This is a genomic window from Clostridium sp., from assembly GCF_047718555.1.
Lineage (GTDB): Bacteria > Bacillota > Clostridia > Clostridiales > Clostridiaceae > Clostridium_I.
Genome location: NZ_JBDNRK010000116.1, coordinates 1 through 3,053 on the forward strand (window position 1 = coordinate 1; position 3,053 = coordinate 3,053).

The following is a 3,053-nucleotide window of genomic DNA, read 5'->3' on the forward strand; positions in this document are numbered from 1 at the left end:
CCAAAATCTTGGATTTTGTGTGAATCGCTTTCACAGAGTGCGTGGGAGACTTACGGCAAGTTAGTCAGGTTAAATTTCATTATGAAATTTTTTAGAGTGAAAGTAGTGCTATGAATAATTTTACATGAATTACTTGCTGAAGGTATGGTAAGCCAAAGGGGAGAGATAAATATGATAAGTGTTTTTGATCCAAATAATATACATCTAACAAAGTACCTGTTCTTTACAGGGAAAGGTGGAGTAGGAAAAACATCTACAGCTTGCGGAGTTGCAGTAAATTTAGCAGATCAGGGTAAGAAAATTATGCTTATCAGCACAGACCCTGCCTCAAATTTACAGGATGTATTCAGCACTGAGTTAGATAACAAAGGAGTTGCTATTAAGGAAGTCCCAAACCTAATAGTGGCTAATTTTGACCCGGAAGAAGCAGCAAGAGAATACAAGGAGAGTGTTGTTGGACCATATAAAGGAAAGCTTCCAGATGCAGTAATAAAGAATATGGAAGAACAGCTCTCAGGTTCTTGCACAGTAGAAATCTCAGCCTTTAATGAATTCTCAAATTTTATAACAGATGGAAAAGCAGAAAAGGAATTTGATCATATTATATTTGACACTGCTCCCACAGGACACACCTTAAGAATGCTGCAGCTTCCATCTGCCTGGAGTGATTTTATAAGTGAAAGCACTCATGGAGCCTCCTGTTTAGGGCAGCTATCAGGTCTTGAAGGTAAAAAAGAGGTTTATAAAAAGGCAGTGAAAACTTTATCGGATAGAGAAAAAACTACTCTTATACTTGTAGCACGTCCGGAAAATGTACCTTTGCAGGAAGCTGAAAGAGCATCAAAAGAGTTGCAGGACATAGGTATAAGCAATCAAATACTGGTTATAAATGGAGTTTTAGAAAATTATGATGATAGCCTTTCAGAGGAACTTTATGAAAAACAACATAAGGCTTTAAAGGGCATATCAGAACATTTAAAGTCTTTAGAAAAATATGAAATTCCTTTAAGAGCCTATAATGTAACCGGAATTGATAATATAAGAGCTTTTTTAAAGGAAGATAGGGTTGAATATACTGATAAAGGTTTAGATGTTAAGAAAGTTTTTAGATTAAAGGAAGTTATTGAAGACTTATATAATACCAATAAAAAAGTGATTTTCACCATGGGAAAAGGTGGTGTTGGTAAAACTACTATAGCAGCAGCTATTGCAATAGGTATTGCAAAGAGGGGAAAAAAGGTACATTTAACTACTACAGATCCGGCAGCACACTTAAAATTTGTTTTAGATGATAGTTATGGTATAACTTTAAGCCATGTGGATGAAAAAAAAGAACTGGAAAAATATAAAAAGGAAGTTTTGGCAAAAGCAAAGGAAACCATGAGTGAAGAAGATATAGCTTATATAGAGGAAGATTTAAGATCTCCTTGTACTCAAGAAATTGCTGTATTTAGAGCCTTTGCAGAAATAGTTGAAAGATCTAAAAATGAAGTAGTAGTTATTGATACTGCCCCAACTGGTCATACACTGTTGTTATTAGATTCCACTGAAAGCTATAACAAAGAGATACAGCGTTCTCAGGGTGATATACCAGAAGCAGTTAAAGACCTATTGCCAAAGCTTAGAGATTCTAAAGAAACAGAGGTTGTTATTGTAACTTTAGCTGAAACCACACCTGTATATGAAGCAGCTAGATTAGAAGCAGATTTAAAAAGAGCAGGAATCAGCAGCAAATGGTGGGTTATAAATTCAAGCTTTTGGGCAGCTGATACCGAGAATGAAATACTTAAGGCTAAAGCAAGTAACGAAATAACTTGGATAAATAAGGTGAATGAAATTTCTAAGGGTAATTTTGCAGTGGTTAAATGGAAAGCTAAAGAAGTAAAAGGTAAAGAGTTATTAGAATTAATTAACTAAAGCCATAAAGTCACTACAAAACTGAATTAAAAAGTTTTTGTAGTGACTTTAAGTTAATGTAGAAGTTGAGATTGTAAATGTTCCTTATGATTTTCAAATAGTTGCAGAGTCCATTGAAGAAAGTGGGCTGCCACAAAAATTTGCTGAAATGATTATAAATGGAAAAGATTAGAGTATTCTAGCTATAAACTGGATAAATTTATTGTTCATGTGGATGATATTTAAAAATTATTGTAAAAAGCAGTTGACAAATATAAACGTTTACATTATAATAAAAGCATAAAGAAGATTAAAAACTTCTTTATAGCAACCCTAACTCATAAAGAAAACTAAAAAGTAATAAGATAATTTAAAGAGTTAGTAAATCTAAAAGCACTTAATAGTAGGAAGCTTATAAGTAAAACAAAAGTAGATATGATTAAATATCTATAGATGTAAACTGTGAGAAGATTACTGGAAAATGCTATGAACGTTTGATTTAAGAGAATGTTCAGAAAAACTAGAAAAACATTTAGCAATGTTTGACTATAGTAAATGCAGAAGTCAGATATAGAGAATCTGATTGAGGAATCTAAAAGTAAATACTTAATAAAAGATGTAAAGGATATTTTAGTATAATACAATAAAATAGAAACGCTGATAATAATCTTATCAGAAGATTCTATTGAAAGGTAGAATATGAAACAGCCCAGCATAATATTAGTTATTTATTTAAGATACCTTAATGCAGGAGTATAGAATAATATTTATAAATGTTAAAGAAAACAGGTAAATATAATTGTAAAGATATATGTATAGATTAGTACACTATATTAACTTAATTATTTTATTAATCAATATATAATATATCGAAGAAGATTGTATTTAAAGAAAGTAAAAATAGTAAATTTTTATAGTGTAATGCACATTATAAAAAAATAACTAAAAAAGGGTGATGGATATTCAAATAGAATCAGATTGTTCAAATGAGTTAGGAGTTGCTTAACCACCAATTAGTTTATATATATAGCTAATTGGTGGTTTTATTTTTAAATGTAAAAAATCATTTAATTAGTAATATAGTGAAACTAGTTTCAAACTAAAACTAAAAAATTTGTAAGCCTTGATAATACTATATTTGTATCTATTAATTTTAA

At 30.7% G+C, this 3,053-nt stretch carries 1 protein-coding gene; it reads left to right on the forward strand.

Annotation, left to right across the window (positions count from 1 at the left end):
• Positions 1 to 171: 171 nt before the first annotated feature.
• Positions 172 to 1,917: an arsenical pump-driving ATPase gene (arsA, locus tag ABF633_RS20610; protein ID WP_415526594.1), complete on the forward strand. Its 1,746-nt coding sequence runs from the start codon at positions 172 to 174 to the stop codon at positions 1,915 to 1,917.
• Positions 1,918 to 3,053: the final 1,136 nt, after the last annotated feature.